This window comes from Thermoleptolyngbya sp. M55_K2018_002 (assembly GCF_015295965.1).
In the GTDB taxonomy this organism is placed as follows: Bacteria; Cyanobacteriota; Cyanobacteriia; order Elainellales; family Elainellaceae; genus Thermoleptolyngbya; species Thermoleptolyngbya sichuanensis.
The window spans coordinates 19,327-41,651 of the sequence record NZ_DVEA01000265.1 but is presented as its reverse complement, the minus strand read 5'-3'; the positions used below and the strand labels follow the sequence as shown (position 1 = coordinate 41,651).

The following is a 22,325-nucleotide window of genomic DNA, read 5'->3' as shown; positions in this document are numbered from 1 at the left end:
AGTGTGGCGATCGCTCTCCTGCTCGGTTGTTGGCTGCCAAACTGGCCGCGTCAGTCAGGGATCGCATCATACCCCGCCAGAGTGGAGTGAACGCTGTTCTGGCAAGCTCGACTGACGAACCCAATTGTTTTTATAAAAATTCGACCCAAATGCCGCGCCGCCGCTCGGTGACAGAGCCACGCAACGATTCTAGGACTTATGCAGTTGGACGATTTTTCGCGGGTGCAGCGAGAAATTATCCAAAATCCAGAAAGCTTATTGCAAGTGCGTCAGTCCTGGATTTTTGAAACTGGAATCGAGCCTGAGCCGAGTCCAGTCCTCAGAGCCTCGTGGAGGCGGCGGGAATCGATGAATAGTTTGTGCCACCCGGAGCCACCAAAGCTCTGGTGAAGCCAGTGTTTGTCGCTCCTGCTAGCCCCTCACGTCAGCGTTGTAAAGCAATTCTCCGCATCGGACGAACGCGCAGAGGGTCTTTATTCTCCCTGGTGGAGAGGAGAAATGATCATGCAAAATTCAGCTTCATCGGAACGCTATCCCCAGCTTTTCGCAGGTTTAGTGGCCCTCTCGCTGGCCCTGGTGGGCAGCACGTTTATCGGCGCAACGGCCCTGCGCGACGTGAAATCCAGCAATGATGTGATGGTGGTGACGGGGTCTGCCAAGCGGCCCATCCGCTCCGACTACATCATCTGGCGACTGTCCGTATCCAGCCAGCAGCCAACGGCTCAGGCAGCTTATCAGGATTTGAAGCGACAGACTGAGCGAGTGCAGGCTTATCTGCGCGAAAACCAGGTGCCTGCCGAAGCAGTCACCCTCAGCGCGATTGAATCTTACTCGATTCCGGAGGTTGCGCCCAACGGACGGGAAACTGGGCAAACCCTGGCCTATCGGCTGACGCAGCGGTTTGAGGTGCGCTCGACGGAGGTCGATCAATACACCACGCTGTCACAGCAATCGACCGACTTGATCAACGAGGGGATTAATCTGGTGTCGGAGTCGCCGCAGTATCTCTATACCGAGCTGAGCAAGCTGCGGATTGAGATGGTGGCCGAGGCGACCAAGGATGCCAAGGCCCGAGCAGAGGCGATCGCCCAGAGCGCAGGCAACCGCGTTGGCGCAGTCCGCAGTGCTGAAACGGGCGTGTTTCAAATCACCTCGCGCAACTCCACCGAGGTCAGCGACTACGGCATGTATGACACGTCTTCGATCGAGAAGGACATTACAGCCGTGGTTTCGGTGACCTTTGGGATTGAGTAGGTGGCGTGTGAATCAGGGGTTGGGCTAATTGGGGGCATCTGTCAGCGCCCGGAGGATAGCAAAAACGATGCGCGTCCCCAGGTCGAGGTCATGGCGATCGCGGTTGGCCAGTGCCACGACCGTCGTTGGCTGCCCCTGCACATTCGACAGGTAAAACGCGCCCGTGACATAGCCCGGCCCCGCGCCATTGTGCCCTGCGACCGTGCCGTAGGGCAACTCCAACCCCAGACACAGCCCCAAGCCATAGCCAATTTTGCCGATCTGGGGATGCTCGAAATCGAACACCTGGATCGGCTCTCGCATTTCGCACACGCGCTCTGGCTCCAGCAGCCTGCCTGCAAACAGTGCGTCTATGATTTTGCCCAGCTCGGCAGCGGTGGAGATCACGACCCCATGCGACACCCAGCCGGGATGATAGAGCAGCGCGACGTTTTGCAATGCGTCTCCAGTTTCGTCCCCAGTCAAGAGCTGGCTGTAGCCGGGGGTTAATCCATGCGCTTGTTCCAGCGTTTCAGCGACGAAGGTGTGTCGCAGCCCCAGCGGGTGAAAAATCCACTCGTGCAGGTATTGCGGCATTGACAGCCCTGTTTCCTGGGTCAAGATCAGCCGCAGCAGCAGATACCCGATGTTGGAATAGGCCCAACCTGCGCCGGGTGAAAAAAGCTGTCCCTGGTCTTGCGCTACCCGGAGAAACGTCTCCGTTGTCCAGGCCTGCTGGGGATGCGCCTGCAAATCTTGCACATAGGCGCTGCCATCGCCATAGCCGGGGATGCCGCCTGTGTGGCTCAGCAGTTGCCGCAAGGTCACGGGAGATTCGACGGTGTAAGGAATTTGGGCGAACTGCGGCGCTAGCGATGTGTCCAGATCTAGCCGCCCCGCCTGCACCAGATTCATTGCCACCGTCGCCAGCAGCGGTTTGGTAATACTGTAAATATAGAAGCGGGCATCGCTGGGCAGGGGAATTTGCTGCTGGAGGTCGGCATAGCCTACGCCAGCTTCCAGAAGGGTTTCGCCGTTGCGGAGGAGGGCGATCGCCGCTCCTGGTGTCTCTGCCTCTCGCAGTTCCCTCTCGACCGTTGCTCTGACCCGTGCTTCAAGGTTTTGATGGGTCATTCCATACCCCCCGTCCTCACTGTGCCTGCCCCCCCTTGAACTTCCCTTGAACTTCCCAACCTCTGCAATGCTAACTTCTACCGACTTTCGCGGACTGCTGGGCGATCGCTTCTACAAAAACTTCTTCCCCATTCCCGCCACCAATCAGTTTGTCACGGGCAGCCTCGCGCCGCCGTTTGAGCTGCTGGATGTGAAGAGCGATCGCAAGGTGCGCCTGTCGGACTATACGGGCAACCGCAAGCTCAATGAGCAGGCGTGGAACCGCCCGGTGCTGCTCTATTTCACACGGATTTTTACGGAAAAGCAGTATTGCCCGCTCTGCTATCCGCATATTCTGGAGATGAACGAGAAGTACGAGGCGTTCACCCAGCGCGGCGCAGAGGTGCTGATGATCACTAGCACGGACGAGCGCCAGAGCAAAATTGTGCTGCAAGATCTGGGGCTAAAAATGCCGCTGCTGAGCGATCCCGAATGTCGCGTGTTTCGCCGCTACCAAACCGGGCAAGCATTAGGCGCACCGCTCCCCGCCCAGTTTTGGGTTGACCCCGCCGGAAAAATCCGCTTCCGTCACCTGTTCTCGTTTCTGGAGCCAAACGCCAGCGTCGAGCGACTGCTAGTGGCGCTGGAGCGGCTGAAGGAGCCGGAATCCTAGACGACTTTTGGCAGACAGCGCTCTAGATGAACTTGCCAGAAGCTTTTCAGATGCTTGGACTGGCAATCTAAAATCGCCAATCTAAAATCTAAAATCCAGAATCAATCTACCCCCCCCTTGACCCTTAAAACCCTTGCTACATGGCTACTTCCGCAGTTCCGCTTTCGATTGGTGACCCGGCTCCTTGGGCAGCCCTCCCTTCGACTGCCCATCCGCAGCACTACGGCGATTATCTGAATGGCGATCGCACGGTGCTGTTTTTCTTGGGTAGCGCCAGCAGCCCCGAAACTTCGGCAGCGCTGATGGAATTTGTGTCACTACAAGCCCAGTTGCAGGCGCTGGGGGTGTCGGTTTTGGGGGTGAGCATCGATCCCCAAGACCAGGCGCTGAGTGAGCTGATCGAGCGATCGCCCCATCTCGACCTCCTGTGGGATTTTGACGGACAACTCAGCGCTCTCTACGGCGTGTGCCAGATTGATAGCAGCGGCGGCATTGTCTACGATCCCACGACCTTTGTACTGGATGAGAACTTGCGGATTGTTGCCATTATCCCGCTCGATCGCCAGGTCAGTCATGGGGCGATGGTGATGGAGCAGTTGTCGCAATTGCCGCCGCTCTCGCCGCCAACTCTGGTAACGGGACAGGCTCCGGTGCTGCTGGTTCCTCGCGTCCTGGAGCCAGCGTTTTGTCAATTGCTGATGGATCGCTACGAGGCAGAGGGCAGCGTTGATTCTGGCTTTATGCAGCAGATTGGCGATCAGACGGTGGAAGTGCTGAACCCGTCCATCAAGCGACGGCGGGATCTGCGAATTACTGACCCTAGCCTGATTGGGCAAATTAATCAGCGCATTTGGCGGCGGATTGTCCCAGAAATTGAGAAGGCATTCTATTACCGTGTGACCAATTTCGAGCGCTATCTGGTGGGCTGCTACGATGACCAAACGCAAGGGTTTTTCAAGCCGCACCGCGACAATACAAATGTCGGTTCTTTGCATCGTCGCTTTGCCATGACGTTAAATCTTAACGAGGGCTATGAAGGGGGCTATCTCAGGTTTCCCGAATACGGCTCTCAGCTTTATCGCCCGGTCCCCGGCGAAGCGGTGATTTTTTCCTGTTCGCTGCTGCATGAAGCAACGCCCGTGACGCAGGGACGACGATTTACGCTGCTGTCATTTTTCTACAACCAGGACGATGCCAAGCTGCGGGAAGCCAACAAGCAGCATGTCGTTTTGCGATCGCCCACCGCTGGGGATGCTCAAGCTGCGTCCGCCTCCAACAAACCTGCCGGGTTTGGGACGATCAGTCCGCGCAAAAAACACTAGCATTCAACGCTAACGTCTAAACGCCTCAGAACAGGTCAAGTCCCATAGGTTAGACCAGATTAAACCCCAGGAGATCAGGTCACGGGCTGCGGCTGCGGCTGGAACTGGAACAGCGAGTAGACCACGTTCCGGCGGATGTCGGTCATCATATTCAGGAATAGCTCGTAGCCTTCGCTCTTGTATTCGATCAGCGGGTCTTTTTGACCATAGCCGCGCAGGCCGATGGCTTCGCGCAGGGCTTCCATCTGTTGCAGGTGTTCGCGCCAGAGCGTGTCGATCTGCTGGAGGATGAAGAAGCGCTCGGCCTGGCGCATCAGCCCTGGAGAGGCGGCATCGACCTGGCCTTCTTTGATGTCGTAGGCGATGCGGGCCTGTTCGTGCAGGAAGGTCTTGATTTCCCCCGCAGAGAGGTCTTCAAGCTGGCTTGGCTCCAAGTCTGCCAATAGGTAGACGAACTCTTTGACCTTGGCCACGACCTTGTCTAGCTCCCATTCTTCCGGCGGCAGTTCGGGGTTGATGTAGGCATCCACGATGTCGTCCATCGTCAGTTCGGCATACTTAATCACCTGCTCCTTCAGGTCTTGCCCTTCTAGCACGCGGCGACGCTCGGCATAGATGGCGCGGCGCTGATTGTTCATCACCTCGTCATATTCAAAAACCTGCTTGCGGATGTCGTAGTAGTAGGTTTCGACTTTCTTCTGTGCGCCTTCGAGCGATCGCGTCAACATACCCGACTCGATGGGCATGTCTTCTTCCACGCGGAACATATTCATCAGCCCCGCGACGCGCTCTCCACCAAAGATCCGCAGCAGGTTATCTTCCAGGCTGAGGAAAAACTTGGTGGAACCGGGGTCACCCTGCCGACCCGCACGGCCGCGAAGCTGGTTGTCAATCCGGCGCGACTCGTGGCGCTCTGTGCCAATGACGTGCAGCCCGCCGAGCTTCACCACCTCGTCATGCTCGGCAGACGTGTGGGCTTCGTACTCGCGCTTCACCAGGTTATAGGCTTCGCGCAGCTTGAGGATCACCGGATCGCTGCTGGGCGCTTTTTCCGATGCAGTCGCTAGCTTGTCTTCGGCCTCTAGCTCAGAGAGCGATCGCTCGCCATACTGCTGCACTGCAAAGTCCACCGCTTCTTTAAGCAGCCGCTCAGCTTCCTTGGAAATCGGCACCGGGAACAGATCCGCCGCCACCTTCCAGGTCTTCTGCTTTTTGCCAGGGGCAAAGCCCTGCCCACCCGATCGACCGCCGCCTGCCCCGGCTCCACTGATGGCAAAGGCGGCCTCATCTTCTGGCTGCACAATGCGCGGCATCAGGTATTCCCGCACCTTGAGCCGCGCCATATAGTCGGCATTGCCCCCCAGAATGATGTCCGTACCGCGTCCTGCCATGTTAGTGGCGATCGTCACCGTGCCTTTGCGACCGGCCTGGGCGATAATTTCCGACTCGCGTTCTACGTTTTCGGGTTTCGCGTTCAGCAGGTTGTGGGGCACACTTAGCTGCGACAGATAGCTCGACAGTAGCTCCGACTTTTCCACGCTGGTCGTGCCCACCAGCACCGGGCGACCCATCTGGTGCATCTCGGCGCATTCCTGCGCGACGGCCCGCCATTTGGCGTTTTCGTTTTTGTACACCACGTCCGACAGGTCAACCCGACCCGTGGGGCGATTGGTGGGCACGACTGTCACTTCTAGCTTGTAGATTTTCTCAAACTCGGCTTCTTCGGTCTTTGCCGTGCCCGTCATGCCCGCCAGCTTGGGATAGAGCAAGAAGAAGTTCTGGTAGGTAATCGTCGCCAGGGTTTGGGTTTCTGGCTGAATTTCCACACCCTCCTTGGCCTCGATCGCCTGGTGCAAGCCATCGCTCCAGCGGCGGCCCGGCATCACCCGCCCGGTAAATTCGTCCACAATCACAATTTCACCATTGCGAACGATGTAGTTCACGTCGCGAATAAAGAGTTCGTAGGACTTCAGCGCCCCGAAGATAAAGTGTGCCCAGGGATCTTTGGGGTCGAACAAGTCCTTCACGCCGAGGCGCTGTTCTACCACCTCAAAGCCCTCGTCGCTCAGCAGCACGTTGCGCTGCTTTTCGTCTACTTCGTAATAGCGATCGAGTTCTTCCTTGAGCCGATCGAGTTCGCGGTTAAGCTGGCTGGCTTCGGCTTTGTTGCCTTCTTGCAGAGCAGCGGCGATCGCCCCCTCCACTTTCTCGATTTGCCGCTTCACGCCCTGACGAACCTGCCACAACTCCCGCGCCACCTCCGACGCACGGGTATATTTCTCGTTGGGGCGATCCACCTGCCCCGAAATAATCAGCGGTGTCCGCGCTTCGTCAATCAGCACCGAATCCACTTCGTCGATGATGCAGAAGTTAAACGGGCGCTGCACCACCTCCTGCATCGACGTGGCCATGTTGTCGCGCAAATAGTCAAACCCCAATTCGCTGTTGGTGCCGTAGGTAATGTCGCAGTCGTAGTTGCGCTTGCGCTCGATCGGGTTCATCCCCGACTGGATCAGCCCGACTGACAGCCCCAAGAAGCGATGCACCTGCCCCATCCACTCTGCGTCCCGGCGGGCCAGGTAGTCGTTTACCGTAATCACATGCACGCCCTTGCCCGACAGCGCGTTGAGATAGGCAGGCGAGGTGGCCACGAGGGTCTTTCCTTCGCCCGTCTTCATCTCGGCAATCTGTCCATCATGCAGCACCATGCCGCCGAGTAGCTGCACGTCAAAGTGGCGCATTCCCAGCACCCGCTTGCCCGCCTCCCGCACCACCGCAAAAGCCTCTGGCAGCAGGTCGTCCAGGCTTTCTCCTTTCTCAATTCGCTGCTTAAATTCCGCCGTCTTGCCGCGCAGCTCATCATCCGACAGTGCCTCCATTTCTGGCTCTAGCAGCTTAATTTCTGCTAAATCGGGCTGATATTTCTTGAGCTTACGGGCGTTGGGGTCTCCCAGCAGGGCTTTCAGCATGGTGTCAATGGGCGATAGTGAAGGAAGAAACTTACAGGTTCTAAGGCCTAACGTTCATTGTAGCGAACTAGGGAATGAGCGAGATGTCTGGACAAGTGCCCCCTGCCGTGCGGGGTCTAGAGATCTAGATTCGGTATCCGGGGGTCAGTGCAGTGGTTCGGGATTAGGTTATAGAATGCGGACACCCGCCCCAAGGTTAACCCCCTCACCTCATACGCCATACTGATGCCATACTGACAATCTCCTGCTCATGACCTTTGATTTTGATCTGTTTAACCTCGATGCCTGGAATGCCCTGCTGCTGCAACTGCAATCCCTGGGCGTAGACTTTGGGCTGCGATTGCTGGGCGCGGCGATTATTCTAGTCGTGGGTCGCTGGCTGGCCAAGCAACTCCGCCGCCTGATCAAGCGGCTGATGACCCCGACCACGATTGACCCCAACCTGATTGCGTTTACCAGCAATCTGGCTGAATACGGACTGACGGCCTTTGTGATTTTGGCAGTGCTGGGGCAACTGGGTATCCAAACCACGTCGCTGGTGGCGGTGCTGGGGGCGGCGGGTTTGGCGATTGGGCTGGCGCTGCAAGGGTCGCTGTCCAATTTTGCAGCGGGGCTGCTGATAGTCTTCTTTCATCCGTTTCGCGTTGGCGACTGGATCGAGGGCGGCGGCGAATCGGGCTTTGTGGAAGATATTCAGCTTTTTACAACGGTGCTGCGGCGGCTGGATAACAAGACGGTGATTATTCCCAATAACAGCCTTACTGGCGGCAATATCATTAACTATTCTACGAAGGGCATTTTGCGGGTGGATCTGGTGGTGGGCGTTGCCTACCACGAAGACATTGACCGGGTGAAGCGGGCGATCGCCGAAGCGCTAGCCCAAGATGAACGAATTCTCAGCGATCCGCCGCCGATGATTGGCGTTTTGGAACTGGCGGAAAGCAGCGTAGACTTTGCCGTGCGCCCTTGGACGAGGGCTGAATACTACTGGCCCGTCTATTTTGCCGCCTACGAAAACATTAAGAAAAAGCTGGATGCTGCCGGGATTACCATTCCCTTTCCTCAGCGCGATGTGCATCTCTACCCCGCACCCAAGGCTGAAGCCGTATGATCAGAGGCCCGTCCCCCATTGTCGCTGCGGAGCAAAAGCCCAAGCTCTCAACCCTGCGGCGATTTTTGCAATATTTCGCGCCCTATCGTCAGGAAATTCCCATCGCGCTACTGCTGGTGATGCTTGGCGCAACCACGCAGTCCATTGGACCCCTGTTGATTGGCTGGGCGATCGACCACCTCATCTTGCAGGGCAACTGGCCGGGGCTAGCGCGGCTGCTGGTGCTGCTGGTGGTGATTTACGTGCTGGGCGTGGTGGCGATTCGGGGACAAATCTGGCGCATTGGCAACATGATGCAGCGGGTGCTGGGGCAACTGCGGCAGGACTTGTTTACCAAGGTGCAGAGTCTTCCGGTCAGCTTTTTTGACCGCAGCGAGGCGGGCGACCTAATGAGCCGTCTGCTAAATGATGTGAACACGGTGAATCAGGCCTTTGGGCTGACGGTGCCGCAAATGCTGGGGCAGACGTTTAGCCTGGTCGGCATCATCATCGCCATGCTGTCAATGAACCTGCAACTGGGGCTGCTGAGCAATCTGGTGGTGCCCGTGATGATTTTCACGACCGGGTTCTTTTCGCGCTGGGCACGGCGGCGGTTTCGCGTGGCGCGGGAGACCATTGGCGAACTGTCGGCCAAGCTGGAAGAGGACATTAGCAGCGTGCGCGAGGCGCAGGCGTTTAACCGGACGCAGCTGAATATTCAGGAATTTGATAGCCTGAACGAGGCCAATCGCCGGGCCAATGTGCAGGCTGTGGCCGTGACCTCTGCCTTTTTGCCATCGATTGATTTTCTGAATACGCTGGCGACGGCGGGCGTGATGGCCTACGGCGGCTATCTGGCGGTGACGGGGGCGATGTCTGTGGGCGTGGTGACGGCGTTTTTGCTGTATGTGCAGCAGTTCTTTCGCCCCATTCAAATTCTCAGCCAGTTTTATACGCAGGCGCAGTCTGGACTGGCGGGATTAGACCGAATCTTTTTGCTGCTGGATGAACCTGTGACGTTGCAGGATGCGCCGAATGCGACTGAGATGCCGCCGATTCGCGGAGAGGTGCGGTTCGAGTCGGTGTCTTTTGGCTATACGGAAAATCAGCGCGTGCTGCAAGAGGTGAGCTTAGTCGCAGAACCGGGACAGATGGTGGCGCTGGTGGGGCCGACGGGCGCAGGCAAAAGCACGATCATTAACCTGATCCTGCGGTTTTACGACGTGACGGAGGGTGCAGTGAAAATCGACGGCATCGACGTGCGCCGCGTTACCCAAAGCAGCCTGCGCCGCCAGATTGGGATTGTGCTGCAAGATAACTTACTTTTTAGCGGCACGGTGGCGGAGAATATTGCCTTTGGTGCGCCCAATACTAGTCAGGCAGAGATTGAGGCGGCTGCCCAGACTGCAAATGTGCATGAATTTATCACCTCGCTGCCGCAGGGATATAGCACGCTGCTGGGGGAGCGGGGCGCACCGCTGAGCCAAGGACAGCGGCAGTTGGTCAGTATTGCGCGGGCGGTGCTGATTGATCCAAAAATTTTGATCCTGGATGAGGCGACCAGCAGTATTGACACGCGCACTGAGGCATTGGTGCAAGAGGCGATCGCCCGATTGCTCCAGAACCGCACCAGCTTTGTAATTGCCCATCGCCTCAGCACCGTGACCCAGGCAGATCAGGTCCTCGTGGTTCAGCAGGGGCAAATCGCAGAACGGGGAACCCACGCTGAGCTGATTGCCCAAAAGGGTATCTATGCAAACCTGTATGCGCTGCAACTGGGCGCAAGTTAGCGCAGCAGAGCCCGCTGGCGAGCGGGAGTGGTTGGGCGGGCGGGTTGCTGGGCATTGTAGGCTTGCCAGAGCGAATCAGCCAGTTTTTTGGAGAACTGCTCTAGGTTGAAGCGCTGCTCGGCCAAAAGGCGGGCGCGGCGACCCATTTCGCGGGTTTCTTTGGGATTGTCCAGCAGGTAGGCGATCGCCCTTTGCCAGCCATCCACATCGCCTTCCTCAACCCACAGCCCAATTCCTTCTCGCTCCAGATCCACACCCACATAGTCGCTGCGCGTCATGGCGATCGCCTTCCCCATTGCCATCGCCTCCGTCAGCACCGTTAGACCAATCGCATTTTTGAACCTGGCTTTTTCCTCCACGACAGGAATCGCTACCGCATACGCCTGCTCATAGAGACGAATAAAATCTCGCCAGTCAATCATGTCTCGCAGGATAGATACATTACTGGGCAAATGCGCCTCGGCACTGCCGACCGCTCGCTGCTTTAGATGCTCGAGATCAATCTGACCAGCCCCACAAATCGTTAAGCCACAGTCCAAGTTTTCAAACGCTTTGACCAGGGTTGGATAGTCTCGATAAGACTTTCCAGGGCTGAGAATAAACCTCTCCCTACCAGCCTGTTCAGCCGCCGATTCAGTCAGATTGTCAGGCCGATAAAATCTCAAATCTGCACCCCATTCAATCAAATCTAGCTTTTGCCTGGGAACTCCAAAATCTTCCAAATCCCTCAGCAAAGATTCACTCAAGCACAGAATCTTGTTATTGCCTTCAATAAACGTTTTCACAAACAGCTTCCAATGAAACGCTTTTGTGCGAGGAGCCTGATACCCAATCGCCACAATTGGCTTTTTCAGAAACCCCAGAATGCTCAGAAAAGAAAGAAGTGTTGTGGTTAAATAATGCGCCGAATAGATTACATCATAGCGGCGACAATTTGCCAACAATCTAAGCTGCTGATCCAAATCTCCAAAAATCTTCAGCTTGCCACTGATTTTTTTGAGAAAAGCACTTCCTTGAAAGGGGAGAATATCAACTCTAATATCATGATGAGTCAACGAGTCGTAGCCCCAAAGATGCTGAGACGGAGCGTTTCCATGCTCCTCTTGGAGCAAGTTCAAGATTCCAAGCAGGTCATAGTTATTGACTAAAATTGCCTTCATGATACTCTTGACAATTGCTAGCAGTCGCGTTCGTTAACAAATCCTCGAATAGACAATGGGCGAGTGTAGTCATGTCCAGCTGTCAAATAGAGAGTCTCAGAAACTTGGTGATAGAGATATCGAGTCGCTAGCCTTGAAAGATGCTTTAGCTGCATGGAGAAATCTCCAAGAACTTCGATTAATACACTTTGGAAAATTTAATTTCTGAATAACAGAAGACTTAACTCACATTTGAAAGCTGTCGCTGTCCTGACTGTGGAGTAGCCAAAGCTGGTTGAGTGATTCCAGCAAAAGCTAGCGTCCACTCAAAGCGTCGCTGCAACCATTCTTCTTGAGTATTTTGTTTTGCAAATTCAACAGCTTGGACTGCCATGTCCGCTAGCAAATCTCTATTCTTGCTGTAGTATGCAATCTTTTGAGACATTTCTTCGATGGACGGCCAGGCAACTGTGTCAACCGCACCAGTGGCTGAAAGATCTCTGTAGTAGTAGGTATCAAATGCAAGGATTGGAATCCCTGCTGCCATCGCATCTAGGGCGCTGCGAGGCGTGTCTTCATTGAGCGGTGCTGCTAACAGCAGGTGATATGAGTAAAGCTTCTCAAAAAAGCCCTGGTTAAATGGAAGTGCGCCGTGGAAAATGACTCTTTCGCTAATTTTCAAAGATTGTGCCAGACGCTTTAGTTCTTCTAGCTGCTCACCGCTACCAATGACGTGAAATACGACATCGCATCCGAACTGGTGATGGGCGATCGCCACGGCGTGAAGGCACCGATCAACTCCCTTGTAGGGCGTTAACCGTCCGAAGTAAACCACCTCTAGAGGCCGCCCTTGATCTTCTAGATTTAGCAACTTTTGAGCCAGCCGATCCCTTCCGATAATGTGATGCTTGCTATGCGCCGCGTCTAAAAAATTCTTCACATTTGGCTTGCCGCTGCCAAAATCACGACAGAGCTTTTCGCCCTTTAGCAAAATTAGTGAGCAGATTTTGGACGCGCAGTGAACTTGCAGAACCCGAAAGCTGTCGTAGATATATTTGCAAAGTAGATAACTCTTGAGTGACCAATTCCCTGTCTTATAGCTCATCTGAGCCGTATTTCTGAAGTCAATGTCTACGACGTAAACTGTCGGTTTCCTAAAAAATCGACCCAGCAGTGTCGCAATAAACTCCATCGGAAACCAGATGTTTGCAGCCAAGCCAGTATGCAACAGATCGCATTGCGAAATCAGATTTTTTAATCTGTTTGAAACCCGAAATAGCTGAAAAAACTGCTGAGCTTTGGAAGATAAATCTTGAACTCTATACAGCGACTTGAATCGAATTCTTGCTTCAGATTCATCCACAACTGATAGCCATTGCTTCCTATGAGAATACTCTTCATCACTCATCTCAACCAGCCCAACCACAAGATGATTAAAGACGGGCGAAATCTTTTCTCTTAGCAGCATTAAGTGCTTCACAAACGCACTCTCTAATGCAACGGTTTGGGAATCCAGCCTGTAATAGTAAACAGGCAAAACCATCAAATAGGTCTTGGAATCTGAGTTTCTCATCCGTTCAAGTTTCCTAAAGCGTTTAACCGCCAACTTTCTGAGCGATTTTTTCTTGAGATTTGTGGGCTTGATGCGAGAGTGCAGAAAGGTGAGGAGAGCGATAGAGATTCAGCTTTTGCTTGAGGACGAGCCAAAAGAAAGGAAGTCCCTCAATCAGATAGCGTCGCCATAGCCGCCGGGGTTCAGACAGCAGGCGATGGAGCCATTCCAGGCCCGCCTCGCTGATCCAACGGGGCGATCGCTGCTTATAGCCCGCCTCAAAGTCAATGGCTGCGCCGATTGCCAGAAAAATACGAACATTTGGGAGCTGATGTTTGTATTTAGCAATCCACTTTTCTTGCTTGGGGGCCCCTACGCCAACGGCCAAGACCGTTGCGCCGGAGCGATTAATCATGTCGATGATCTCGGCGCACTCTGTCTCATCTCGCTCAAAGCCAAACGAAGGCGAGTAGGCTCCCACAACAATGTCTCTGCCTGCTTTGGCATTCATCCGCTGCTGCGCTCGATAGGCAACTCCTTCACGGGCACCCAGCAGAAAGATCCTGATATCTTCGTTGTCTTTGTGGTGCTGACAAAAATCCGGCAATAGTTCAGAGCCAGAAATCTTTTCTCTAATTGGCGCTCCCAAGAAACGAGACACATAATATAAAATTTTGCTGTCACAAACTCGATAGTCTGCCTCTTGATAAACCCGATAGAAATCAAAATCTTGTTCTAGTTTGATGAGGTGATCGACGTTAGGAGTAAACACAACGCCAGAGTCTAACAATTCTAGGAACTCCTGCTTAGAGAAATTATGTATTGAAATGCCCAGGATTTTAATTTCCCTTAGGGCACCAAACCCGTTACCAAGTTTCATGGCTAGTGATCCTGACGCTTAATGAATGACCAGTGTGAGTGCCTATCGGCTGGATCAATCAACACGCTTGAAGTCGATCAATGAATCGACTTGAAAGTGTTTCAAGACGAGCTAATAAGGTGAATAAACCACAAATTAATTGAGCTTGTAAGTATTGATCGTAACCTTGTGACGAGATTTTTCAGGAGAAATTCTATAGCTGTAGCTATTTCGGGCGATCGCTCTAAAAATGATTGTTAAATCAAACAAAAAGTATTGGCTGGAAGGATGATTCAAAAATGCAAACCCTGATGATTGAGAGATGAGCTATGACTGCAAACTAACAGCGGGTGGTCTGAAAAAGATCTGAAAATTCGGCAGATGTGTAAGGCAGGGTAAGCTTCTTCGACAGCAGCGGTTGCCACCAGAAAGGGTGCGCGAGATACCATTCCACGGTGCGCCGAAGCCCCGTCTGCCAGGTTTCCGCAGGTGTCCAGCCGAGCTGGGCTTTGATTTTGGTTGCGTCAATTGCATAGCGGCGATCGTGCCCTGGACGATCTTTGACAAAGGTGATTAAGTTGCGACTGGGGCGCACTGGCAGTTGGGGCGCAAGTTCATCCATCAGGTCGCAGAGTGCTTGCACCAAGTCCAGGTTCTTGACCTCGTTGTTGCCGCCGATGTTGTAGACTTCTCCGGGGATGCCGCGGGTCAGCACGGCTTCTAGAGCGCTGCAATGGTCGCCGACGTAGAGCCAATCGCCATATACAGGCAGCGGCCTGCCCAGCAGAATGTTGATGCACATCAGCGGGATCAGCTTTTCTGGAAACTGATACGGGCCGTAGTTATTCGAGCAGTTGGTAATCAGCGTCGGCAGTCCGTAGGTGTGGTGATAAGCCCGCACAAGGTGATCACTGCCTGCCTTCGATGCGGAGTAGGGGCTATTGGGGGCGTAGGGCGTAGTTTCTGAAAAAGCCGGGTCGTTGGGACCGAGACTGCCATAGACCTCATCCGTGGAGACATGGTGAAAGCGGTAGTGATCGGGCTGCTGCTGCTCGTTCCAATGATCCCGGAAGGCTTCTAGAAGCGTGAACGTGCCGAGGACATTGGTCTGCACGAATGCCGCAGGGCCAAAGATTGACCGATCGACATGGGATTCTGCTGCAAAGTGGACGAGAGTGTCAATCGCTTCTTCTCGCAGCAGTGAATCAAGCGAGGGGCGATCGCAGATGTCTCCCTGCACGAATCGGATATTGTCTTCTTCAAGGAGTGACTCTAAATTTTGCAGGTTGCCTGCATAGGTCAGGGCATCGAGAATGACTAGGCGATCGCCCGGATAGGCCCTGTGCCAATGATGCACAAAGTTCGCCCCAATGAATCCTGCGCCACCTGTAATCAGCAGACGGCGAGTAACTGGTAGATGCACGTTATCCTGAATGGCTTGACTCATTTTTTAACCTTGACATTTCATCTTGATATCTGAACAAAAGAAGTCATTAACAAAATCGGTGTTTTCCCCATTCAAATCCTCTGCGTTACCTATGCCGTGCTACTGGCAAAGCTCAATATGACAGTCATCGCCCACCATGAACCGGAGGGCCTTTGGGCGCTGCGGTGCGGCTTTGATCTGAACCCGTTGACCGATTACGCTATCTACAATGCGCTGGTGAATTCCAACAACCGCAGCACCTTCCAAGACAACGCTGTGTTCCAAATCGGCATCGACTAGTTTGACGCGATCGCCAATGCTGCTGTACGGGCCAATGAAGCAATTCTCCAGGTAGCAATCCCGACCAATTACAACCGGGCCGCGGATGGTGCAGTTGATCACCTGAGAGTCTGGTGCAATCTGGACACGACCGCTAATTTTGCTGGCGTTGTCGATGTTGCCCTCTAGCTGCGTACAGAGGCAGTCGTCCAGGATAATCTGATTTGCCTCTAGCAGGTCGTCTTTTTTTCCGGTATCCAGCCACCAGCCCTGGATTTGCAGCGCTTCTACCTGCTTTTGCTGATCGATTAAGAATTGAATTGCGTCGGTAATTTCCAGTTCGCCCCGGGCAGAGGGCTGAATGCTGGCGGTCGCCTCATGAATCCGTGGCGAGAAGAAGTAAATCCCCACCAGCGCTAGGTTAGACGGGGGATGCTTGGGCTTCTCGACCAGCCGCAGCACGCGCCCTTGCTCATCGACCTCAGCGACCCCAAACGCGCTGGGGTTTGGTACGCTGCATAGCAGGGTCAATGCGTCCAGTCCCCTCGCTTGGAAGCATTCCAGAAACAGGCCCAGTTCCCCCTGCACCAGGTTGTCTCCCAGATACAAGACAAACGGCGAATCTTCTAGAAAGGGCTGCGCTATCTTAACCGCGTGGGCCAGGCCGGCGGGCTGTTCTTGGAGGATGTAGGTAATGCGAACCCCGAAGCGGCTACCGTCGCCCGTCTTCGCCCTTACCTCTGCGCCCGTTTCTGGGCTGATGACGATGCCGATGTCGGTAATGCCCGCAGCGGCGATCGCCTCAATCCCGTACCAGAGAATGGGCTTGTTGGCCACAGGCACCAACTGTTTTGCGCCAGTGTAGGTGAGTGGACGCAGGCGCGTTCCTTTACCGCCGGAGAGAATAAGCGCTTTCATAGGAGTGGGTATAAAGTTCAGCCAGCATTTTTTTCAACGATTGCCGCCAGTGGGGGGGATAGCCACCCAGCACCGCAGCGGTTTTTTTGAGCGACAAGACCGAGTAGGCAGGACGCTGTGCGGGCGTGGGATACTCCGCCGTGGAAATTGGCACAACCCGCTGCACCTGGAGCGGAAACCCAAGCTGACGCGCAATTTCAAAAATGGCTACCGAAAAGTCGTACCAGCTTGCTACGCCGCTATTCGTAAAGTGGTAGGTTCCCCAGAGCGATTCCTGGGAACTGCCATTGACAGGGGAACTGCTCTGCACCAGCAACCCATTCGGCAAGCCCTGATGCACCCGATCCGAAGTCGCACTAGAGCGCGATATCAAAATGGCGATCGCCTGGGCCAGGTCTGCCGCCCAGGTAGGAGCGCCCACCTGATCCGCGACTACACGAATCTCTGGGCGATCGCCCCCCAGCCGCAGCATGGTTTTTACAAAATTGCTCTTGCCCCAAGTGCCGTAGACCCAGGCCGTGCGGAGAATAATATGGCGATCGCAGGCCTGCCGAATGCCGATCTCCCCTGCCAGCTTGGAGCGTCCATAGGCGCTAATGGGCCCGGTCAAAGCAGCTTCCTGATAGGGCATGTGGGACTGCCCATCAAACACGTAGTCCGTTGAGACATGAACCAGCGATGCACCAATGCGGCTTGCAATCTCCGCCAGCGTTGTGGGCGCTTCCGCATTAATGGCGTGGGCGAGTTCTGGTTCGCGTTCTGCCTGATCAACGGCTGTGTAGGCGGCCGCGTTCACGATCACGTCCGGCTTGCATTCATAAACGGCCTGATAAATTCGGCCGGTTTGTGTGAGATCTAGGCAGCGTCGATCCAGGCTTTTAACGGTTCCAATGCAGGGTAACTTTCGCTGCAATTCCTGTCCCAGTTGTCCTGCGGCACCGATTAACAAAATCGAGGTCATGGGTATACCTCCGCTATCCTCAATGGCTGTCCTGCTTCATCCTTTGCAGACAGGATCGGCGGCGACTGGAGCGGCCAGGCGATCGCCAAATCGGGATCATCCCAGCGAATGCACCGCTCGTGCTGCGGCGCGTAATAGTCCGTCGTTTTATACAGCACCTCTGCCGTTTCCGACAGCACCACAAAACCGTGGGCAAAACCAGGCGGAACCCAAATCTGGCGGCGGTTTTCAGCGCTTAACTCCCAACCCACCCACTGTGCGAAGGTGGGCGATTGTCGGCGTAAATCGACCGCAACATCAAAGATGGCTCCCTGAATCACCCGGACTAGCTTTCCCTGGGGCTGCTGAATCTGATAGTGCAGCCCGCGCAGCACGTTCTGCATTGAGCGAGAATGGTTGTCCTGGACAAACTGTGCGTCCACACCGGTCTTATCCCTAAAAACCTGCTGATTAAAACTTTCGTAAAAGAAGCCCCGGCTGTCGCCAAATAGACGAGGCTCAAGAATTAAAACATCTGAAATTTCAGCCTGCGTAATTTGCATAGTGCTGCGCCCTGCTTGCCTGTCGATAACGGTCGTGACCGGCCCACTTTTTCTAGGTAAAGGCTGTAGATAAAAAACTCTGACACAGCGTTTACGATCAACGCTTGCTTGAAACGCTGTGCTGCTAATCTTCAGCAGTACGAAGCGTCTCGCGGTCGGTGCGAATCCATTTGGTTTGCGGACGGAACAGAAATGTGACGTAGAGCGGAATCTTCCAAAGAATGTAAAACGGAACAGCAAGGATCGCGCTCAGGGGCACGAGCGATCGCCCGAATCGATACCACCCCAACAGCACAGCGGCTAATAAAAACGCGCCCGCCAGTGCCGAAACCACCAGAGGTAAGATTGTTCCGCCCACTGCAAAACCCGCTATGGCAGCCAAAACCGATGCTGTCCAAAGCAGCACCAGCAGCGCCAGCGGCGGAACGGCCAGATCTAGTGCCAGCATCAAGAGATCGAGCCGCCGCTGATGGATCGCCGCCCTCAACAGGCAGGGTACCTGCGTCCTCAAAGTTTGCAAATGACCATGCTCCCACCGCGTCCGCTGCTGCTTGGCAGACGTGCGCTGAGACGGCAAACAGCCCCCAATTTCCGCATCTGCACACAAGAGGGGGGCAAAACCCGCGATCGCCAAGTCAACTGACATCTGCATATCCTCAACCAAGTTTCCGCTAGACAGCGACACCTGGCGAATCACTGACCACGGAAAGGCCATACCCGTACCCGTCAGCCAGCAGGGAAGCCCGAGCTGGGTCATTCCTGCGGGACGAACCAAATTTTTGAACAAGAAGGCTAGAGCAGAAATCAGATCTCGCTGACTCGGAGCCTCAGGGGTCTGCATTAGATAGACCGCCTGAACGGGACGATTTTCTTGGAACGCCAACTGAGCAATTCGCTGAATGCTACCCGGACGTGCTACGCAATCTGCATCTACAAGAACAACGACATCTGGACGCACAGCTTCAAGATGCCTCAGACCATAGTCCAGCGCATAGCCCTTACCAAGCCGATCTGGGTCTTGGCGCTCGATCACGTTCACTCCAAAGGAACGAGCGATCGCCGCTGTCTGATCTGTGCAGTTATCTGCTACGACTAAAACCTGCTCAGGAGAATCAACCTCGCGGATGAGGTGATGCAAGCAATCTGAAATACCAAGCTCCTCGTTGTGAGCAGGCATAAGAACCATAAACTGGAACGAGCGATCGCCCGCTTCCACATCGCTTCGTACACCAGACCACGAATCCTCATCTGAACACAAACGAGGCAGTCTGCCTGATGACTTCTGCGAAATCCGTAACGCCATTACACACTCAGTGAGTAGAACGGCGCAGGGAATCAGAACGACTCCAGACAGCAGAAGCAAGACCCAATCAGTGATGATCATAACTGCAACCCTGGAGCAACAGAGGAGCTTCAGTGAATACACTTAGCTCTGCTCGAATTTATTCTTTAGGCAACACCTGATTTTCGCAATATCTACACCTCAGATTCACGTAAACTTCATATTCAAGAATTGATGACTGTGACGCAGGCGATCGCCTCTCTCCAAGAAGCATCGGGCTAAAATCCCATGAATTCAAGCGTCTTGTGGGCTAGAAATGTTTCCGTGAATACACCGAGGACACTGCTGCATGGCTTTGTTCTAGATCATCAGCTTTACAGTTTCTACGTTTCAAGTTCATGTAAACTTCATAATTCTGAAAAGTTCTCTGCCAGGCCAAATCCCAACCCCTCGTCTTTATCTCGCTCTGAACTGTTCACATAAAACATAATTTTGAAACACATAGATTGAAACACACAGAACTTGCACCGTCGGCCAACTTCTCGCCTTAGTGTTGTCCGGGACATTAATGCAGTGCTGCGATATGTCACAATCATGTGAACTTCATTTTTTTGAGTGCATCGCTGCTATGAAGATTGCTTACCTGATGAATCAGCATCCCTACGCAAGCTGCACATTTATCCGTCGAGAAATTCTGGAACTGGAAACGCAGGGAATTGACGTAACCCGTTTCTCGATTCGCAAGCCAGAACTAGCGCTGACCGATGCGGCAGATCAGCAAGAGTTTCAAAAAACACGGTTTATTCTAGGCTCTAAATTTGACCTGCTGCTGAATGCGGTTCGCGGGGTGATGGGCCGCCCTCAACGATTTCTCGCTGCGCTGCGACTAGCGCTTAAAACGGGCTGGAAATCGGATCGGGGGCTGCTGGTGAACCTAGTTTACTTAGCTGAGGCCTGTGGATTGCTGCGCGGCTGCATGGAAACGGGCATCGACCACGTACACGCGCACTTTGGCACGAATGCAACCGCAGTGGCGATGCTGTGTCATGCGCTAGGCGGGCCGTCCTATAGCTTCACGGTTCACGGCCCCCACGAGTTTGACAAGCCAGAGGCGATCGCCCTCCCTGAAAAAATTCGCCACGCTGCCTTTGTCGTCGCCATTAGTTCCTTTACCGAAAGTCAGCTTTTTCGCTGGTGCGACTATCCGCAGTGGTCAAAGATTCACATCATCCACTGCGGCGTAGATGACTTATTCTTATCGCAGCCGTCTGTACCGCTGCCGCAGGAGTCTCGCTTTGTCTGCGTGGGGCGGCTGGGGGAGCAAAAGGGTCACCTGCTGCTGCTGGAAGCGGTGAGCCAGCTTGCGGCAGAGGGATTAAGGTTTAAGGTCGTCCTGGTGGGCGATGGGCCGCTACGGGCGCAGATTGAACAGCGTATCAATGCGCTGAACCTGCACGACTATCTGGAAATCACGGGCTGGGCGACCAATTCGGAAGTGCAGCAGCAGATTTTAGCGGCGCAGGTGATGGTGCTGCCCAGTTTTGCCGAGGGGTTGCCTGTGGTGCTGATGGAGTCGCTGGCGCTGGGGCGACCCGTGCTAAGTACCTATATTGCTGGGATTCCTGAACTGGTGGAGCCGGGAGTCTGCGGCTGGCTGGTGCCCTCAGGTTCCGTAACTGCGCTGGCGGCGGCGATGCGCCAGGTCTTGCAGACACCGCTGGCAGATCTGGAGCGCATGGGGCAGGCTGGCGCAGCGCGAGTGGCTCAGTCCCACAGCGCCAGGGTAGAAGCGGCGCGGCTGGCGGCGTTATTCCAGCGCTACGTGACGCATCCAGGAATTGCAGACATGGCAGACTCTATACAGGAACGGGACTCTAAGAAACGGGACTCTAAGGAACGGGAATCAGGGGCGATCGCCCTTCCTGGCAATCTCGAAAAAGTTCCTAGTCAGATTTCAAGTCAGATCTCGTCTTGAGGATATGCCAGACCCCACTGGCGACGCATCTCGTCCATTGTTTTTTGAATGGCCAGCGTCTCGTCTAGTGGCATGATCCTGCTCTCGATCTCGCCGCTGCGAAGACAGCGCATCACCTCGGCGGCTTCATAGCCGTAGCCATTCCCCGCGTATGGCTCCAGAATGGTTTTGGTTGGCTGACGGAGTCGCTTGAGGAACGGATCGCCGAATTGCAGATAGAGGCGTTGCAGAAGGGAATTGTCTCGAACAGCAGATGCTACGGCTTGTTTCAGGCCGGAGGGACGATTCCCGCCTGAGGCTTGGCTTGAGCCATCGCCCGCCGCCGCAAACGTCGTCACTGAAAGCTGATGCGGCTTATAAAACGGTGCATGAATGCGAATTTGTCCGCGAGTGCCTGTAATCACAGCTTCGTTGCTGGCGTAGGTTCGCAAATTTGCCGACAGCATCGCCAGTTGCCCGCTCGCATATTTCAGCAAATAGCTGGACTGTTCATCAACGCCCGTGGTGGCGATCGCCGCCTGACTGACCACGCTCTCCGGTTCCCCCACCAAAAAGTACGCCAGCGACAGCGGATACACGCCCCGATCCAGCAGCGCCCCGCCCCCCAGTTCTCGGTTAAACAAGCGGCCGGACGGGTCAAACGCAGCCGGATAGCCAAACTCCGCTGTCAGCGTACACACTTCGCCAATCGCCCCGCTTTGAACCATCTGCCGGACGCGCTGCACCAGCGGCAAGAAGCGCATCCACATCGCCTCCATGCAAAAGAGATGCTGCTTGCGGGCAAACTCAATCACCTCGCTGGCTTCCCGCGCATTCATTGCAAAGGGCTTTTCGCACAACACAGGCTTGCCTGCTCCCAGACACAGCAGGCAGTCGTCGCGGTGGCGGCTGTTGGGCGTGCCGATGTACACCACATCCACCTCAGCATCCTGAACCAGTTCCCCATAGCTGCCGTAGGCCCTGGCTATGCCAAACTCTCGGGCAAACTGCTGGGCGCTAGAGGGGGTACGCGAGGCGATCGCCACCAGTTGCGCCCCCGGCAGCGGCCGCAGCCCCTCGGCAAACGCCCTGGAAATATAGCCCGTACCCAAAATACCCCAGCGAATTGTGCGCGATGGTGCTTGCATCTCAGAAATTTAGCGCGAGAAATTGAGTGCGAATTGGAGTGCGAACCTTACAGCGGGACTTTAGTGCGAGAAATT

General features: G+C 54.7%; 17 protein-coding genes. 6 read left to right on the top strand and 11 right to left on the bottom strand.

Annotated elements, in window-relative coordinates; genetic code table 11:
- Nucleotides 1-504: 504 nt before the first annotated feature.
- Entirely contained in the window at nucleotides 505-1,254 is a 750-nt protein-coding gene (locus tag IGS51_RS13390) for an SIMPL domain-containing protein (RefSeq protein WP_172358276.1), read from the top strand.
- 24 nt (nucleotides 1,255-1,278) lie between these two features.
- On the opposite strand, the gene IGS51_RS13385 is transcribed toward IGS51_RS13390, so the two are convergent.
- Nucleotides 1,279-2,367, bottom strand: coding sequence for a serine hydrolase (locus tag IGS51_RS13385; RefSeq protein WP_297078859.1), 1,089 nt, complete (start codon nucleotides 2,365-2,367; stop codon nucleotides 1,279-1,281).
- Between the two features lie 67 nt (nucleotides 2,368-2,434).
- On the opposite strand from IGS51_RS13385, the gene IGS51_RS13380 reads away from it, so the two are divergent.
- Together IGS51_RS13380 and IGS51_RS13375 are read left to right on the top strand one after the other, a co-directional pair.
- A complete protein-coding gene (locus IGS51_RS13380) occupies nucleotides 2,435-3,019 on the top strand; it encodes a peroxiredoxin family protein (RefSeq protein ID WP_297078858.1) in 585 nt (194 codons plus the stop codon).
- 140 nt (nucleotides 3,020-3,159) lie between these two features.
- The gene (locus IGS51_RS13375) at nucleotides 3,160-4,341 is read left to right on the top strand and encodes a redoxin domain-containing protein (protein ID WP_297078857.1); all 1,182 of its coding nucleotides are present in this window, start codon (nucleotides 3,160-3,162) and stop codon (nucleotides 4,339-4,341) included.
- A gap of 74 nt (nucleotides 4,342-4,415) precedes the next feature.
- Here the strand turns inward: IGS51_RS13375 and secA are convergent, their stop codons facing one another.
- Nucleotides 4,416-7,310 carry a preprotein translocase subunit SecA gene (gene secA, locus IGS51_RS13370; protein WP_297078856.1) on the bottom strand — a complete coding sequence of 965 codons (2,895 nt, stop codon included), beginning with the start codon at nucleotides 7,308-7,310 and terminating at the stop codon, nucleotides 4,416-4,418.
- Nucleotides 7,311-7,560: 250 nt separating this feature from the next.
- On the opposite strand from secA, the gene IGS51_RS13365 reads away from it, so the two are divergent.
- Entirely contained in the window at nucleotides 7,561-8,421 is an 861-nt protein-coding gene (locus tag IGS51_RS13365) for a mechanosensitive ion channel domain-containing protein (RefSeq protein WP_297078855.1), read from the top strand.
- Nucleotides 8,418-10,190 (top strand): ABC transporter ATP-binding protein, encoded by a 1,773-nt coding sequence (locus IGS51_RS13360; RefSeq protein ID WP_297078854.1) that lies wholly within the window; start codon nucleotides 8,418-8,420, stop codon nucleotides 10,188-10,190. The genes IGS51_RS13365 and IGS51_RS13360 overlap by 4 nt, the downstream gene beginning before the upstream one ends.
- On the opposite strand, the gene IGS51_RS13355 is transcribed toward IGS51_RS13360, so the two are convergent.
- From IGS51_RS13355 to IGS51_RS13320, 8 genes are all read right to left on the bottom strand, one after another.
- Entirely contained in the window at nucleotides 10,187-11,350 is a 1,164-nt protein-coding gene (locus IGS51_RS13355; protein WP_297078853.1) for a glycosyltransferase family 4 protein, read from the bottom strand. The genes IGS51_RS13360 and IGS51_RS13355 overlap by 4 nt on opposite strands.
- A 220-nt stretch (nucleotides 11,351-11,570) precedes the next feature.
- Nucleotides 11,571-12,902, bottom strand: a complete 1,332-nt coding sequence (locus IGS51_RS13350; RefSeq protein WP_297078852.1) for a glycosyltransferase — start codon at nucleotides 12,900-12,902, stop codon at nucleotides 11,571-11,573.
- A 22-nt stretch (nucleotides 12,903-12,924) separates the two neighbouring features.
- The gene (locus IGS51_RS13345) at nucleotides 12,925-13,761 is read right to left on the bottom strand and encodes a WecB/TagA/CpsF family glycosyltransferase (protein WP_297078851.1); all 837 of its coding nucleotides are present in this window, start codon (nucleotides 13,759-13,761) and stop codon (nucleotides 12,925-12,927) included.
- A gap of 319 nt (nucleotides 13,762-14,080) precedes the next feature.
- Nucleotides 14,081-15,187, bottom strand: a complete 1,107-nt coding sequence (gene rfbB / locus IGS51_RS13340; protein ID WP_297078850.1) for a dTDP-glucose 4,6-dehydratase — start codon at nucleotides 15,185-15,187, stop codon at nucleotides 14,081-14,083.
- 99 nt (nucleotides 15,188-15,286) lie between these two features.
- Nucleotides 15,287-16,363, bottom strand: coding sequence for a glucose-1-phosphate thymidylyltransferase (locus tag IGS51_RS13335; protein WP_297078849.1), 1,077 nt, complete (start codon nucleotides 16,361-16,363; stop codon nucleotides 15,287-15,289).
- On the bottom strand, nucleotides 16,335-17,324 hold the full coding sequence (gene rfbD, locus IGS51_RS13330; protein WP_297078847.1) for a dTDP-4-dehydrorhamnose reductase: 990 nt from the start codon (nucleotides 17,322-17,324) through the stop codon (nucleotides 16,335-16,337). The genes IGS51_RS13335 and rfbD overlap by 29 nt, the downstream gene beginning before the upstream one ends.
- The gene (rfbC, locus tag IGS51_RS13325) at nucleotides 17,321-17,866 is read right to left on the bottom strand and encodes a dTDP-4-dehydrorhamnose 3,5-epimerase (protein WP_297078845.1); all 546 of its coding nucleotides are present in this window, start codon (nucleotides 17,864-17,866) and stop codon (nucleotides 17,321-17,323) included. Before rfbC ends, rfbD begins: the two co-directional genes overlap by 4 nt.
- Nucleotides 17,867-17,990: 124 nt before the next feature.
- Nucleotides 17,991-19,043 carry a glycosyltransferase family 2 protein gene (locus tag IGS51_RS13320; protein ID WP_297078843.1) on the bottom strand — a complete coding sequence of 351 codons (1,053 nt, stop codon included), beginning with the start codon at nucleotides 19,041-19,043 and terminating at the stop codon, nucleotides 17,991-17,993.
- Nucleotides 19,044-19,776: 733 nt separating this feature from the next.
- On the opposite strand from IGS51_RS13320, the gene IGS51_RS13315 reads away from it, so the two are divergent.
- The gene (locus IGS51_RS13315) at nucleotides 19,777-21,123 is read left to right on the top strand and encodes a glycosyltransferase (protein WP_297078841.1); all 1,347 of its coding nucleotides are present in this window, start codon (nucleotides 19,777-19,779) and stop codon (nucleotides 21,121-21,123) included.
- Here IGS51_RS13315 and IGS51_RS13310 read toward each other — a convergent pair.
- Nucleotides 21,108-22,250 (bottom strand): Gfo/Idh/MocA family oxidoreductase, encoded by a 1,143-nt coding sequence (locus IGS51_RS13310; RefSeq protein WP_297078840.1) that lies wholly within the window; start codon nucleotides 22,248-22,250, stop codon nucleotides 21,108-21,110. The genes IGS51_RS13315 and IGS51_RS13310 overlap by 16 nt on opposite strands.
- Nucleotides 22,251-22,325: the final 75 nt, after the last annotated feature.

Excerpts from the sequence above, each read along its gene's own strand:
- IGS51_RS13345 (WP_297078851.1), bottom strand. The coding sequence starts at position 13,761 with ATGAAACTTGGTAACGGGTTTGGTGCCCTAAGGGAAATTAAAATCCTG.
- rfbB (WP_297078850.1), bottom strand. The coding sequence starts at position 15,187 with ATGAGTCAAGCCATTCAGGATAACGTGCATCTACCAGTTACTCGCCGT.
- IGS51_RS13315 (WP_297078841.1), top strand. The coding sequence starts at position 19,777 with ATGAAGATTGCTTACCTGATGAATCAGCATCCCTACGCAAGCTGCACA.
- IGS51_RS13375 (WP_297078857.1), top strand. The coding sequence starts at position 3,160 with ATGGCTACTTCCGCAGTTCCGCTTTCGATTGGTGACCCGGCTCCTTGG.
- rfbD (WP_297078847.1), bottom strand. The coding sequence starts at position 17,324 with ATGACCTCGATTTTGTTAATCGGTGCCGCAGGACAACTGGGACAGGAA.
- IGS51_RS13380 (WP_297078858.1), top strand. The coding sequence starts at position 2,435 with ATGCTAACTTCTACCGACTTTCGCGGACTGCTGGGCGATCGCTTCTAC.
- IGS51_RS13320 (WP_297078843.1), bottom strand. The coding sequence starts at position 19,043 with ATGCCTGCTCACAACGAGGAGCTTGGTATTTCAGATTGCTTGCATCAC.
- rfbC (WP_297078845.1), bottom strand. The coding sequence starts at position 17,866 with ATGCAAATTACGCAGGCTGAAATTTCAGATGTTTTAATTCTTGAGCCT.
- IGS51_RS13350 (WP_297078852.1), bottom strand. The coding sequence starts at position 12,902 with ATGAGAAACTCAGATTCCAAGACCTATTTGATGGTTTTGCCTGTTTAC.
- IGS51_RS13390 (WP_172358276.1), top strand. The coding sequence starts at position 505 with ATGCAAAATTCAGCTTCATCGGAACGCTATCCCCAGCTTTTCGCAGGT.
- IGS51_RS13355 (WP_297078853.1), bottom strand. The coding sequence starts at position 11,350 with ATGAAGGCAATTTTAGTCAATAACTATGACCTGCTTGGAATCTTGAAC.
- IGS51_RS13365 (WP_297078855.1), top strand. The coding sequence starts at position 7,561 with ATGACCTTTGATTTTGATCTGTTTAACCTCGATGCCTGGAATGCCCTG.
- IGS51_RS13360 (WP_297078854.1), top strand. The coding sequence starts at position 8,418 with ATGATCAGAGGCCCGTCCCCCATTGTCGCTGCGGAGCAAAAGCCCAAG.
- IGS51_RS13310 (WP_297078840.1), bottom strand. The coding sequence starts at position 22,250 with ATGCAAGCACCATCGCGCACAATTCGCTGGGGTATTTTGGGTACGGGC.
- IGS51_RS13385 (WP_297078859.1), bottom strand. The coding sequence starts at position 2,367 with ATGACCCATCAAAACCTTGAAGCACGGGTCAGAGCAACGGTCGAGAGG.
- IGS51_RS13335 (WP_297078849.1), bottom strand. The coding sequence starts at position 16,363 with ATGAAAGCGCTTATTCTCTCCGGCGGTAAAGGAACGCGCCTGCGTCCA.
- secA (WP_297078856.1), bottom strand. The coding sequence starts at position 7,310 with ATGCTGAAAGCCCTGCTGGGAGACCCCAACGCCCGTAAGCTCAAGAAA.